1 protein-coding gene is annotated in these 748 nt (G+C 49.2%); it reads right to left on the bottom strand.

From position 1 onward, the window contains the following. A partial coding sequence (locus ACQEXT_RS21215) for a transketolase-like TK C-terminal-containing protein (RefSeq protein WP_426953445.1) occupies positions 1-748 on the bottom strand: 748 nt, incomplete at both ends.

Below are 748 nucleotides of genomic sequence, written 5' to 3'. Positions count from 1 at the left end.
TTCTTACCTTCTGCTGTTAGCTGTGCTGCTGCTTCTACCGCTAGCTCTACTTCAGAACCTGTTGCGATAAGGATAAGCTCTGGCTTACCTGCACACTCTTTCAGGATGTAAGCACCTTTAGCGATGTTGGCTAGTTGCTCAGCGTCACGCTCTTGTTGTGCAAGGTTTTGACGAGAGAAGATAAGAGATGTTGGGCCATCTTTACGCTCGATTGCCAGTTTCCAAGCAACGGCTGACTCAACTTGGTCACATGGACGCCATGTGCTCATGTTTGGCGTTAGACGTAGAGAAGCCATTTGCTCAACCGGTTGGTGAGTTGGACCATCTTCGCCTAGACCGATAGAGTCGTGCGTGTAAACTTGGATGTTCTGAACTTTCATCAGAGCAGCCATACGCATTGCGTTACGCGCGTATTCCATGAACATTAGGAATGTTGCACCGTATGGCACGAAACCACCGTGTAGCGCAATACCGTTCATGATAGCCGTCATACCGAATTCACGCACACCGTAGTGAATGTAGTTACCAGAGGCATCATCAGCAGATACAGACTTAGAACCAGACCACATCGTTAGGTTAGAAGGTGCTAGGTCAGCAGAGCCGCCTAGGAATTCTGGTAGCATCGCACCGAATGCTTCTAGCGCATTTTGTGACGCTTTACGTGAAGCGATGTTGGCTGGGTTAGCTTGTAGATCAGCGATGATCGCGTTGGCTTTCTCTTCCCACTCTGCTGGCAGTTCACCGTTTA

The sequence above is a fragment of the Vibrio sp. TRT 29B02 genome (assembly GCF_050113655.1).
GTDB lineage: Bacteria > Pseudomonadota > Gammaproteobacteria > Enterobacterales > Vibrionaceae > Vibrio.
This window is presented reverse-complemented; position numbering and strand designations above follow the sequence as displayed.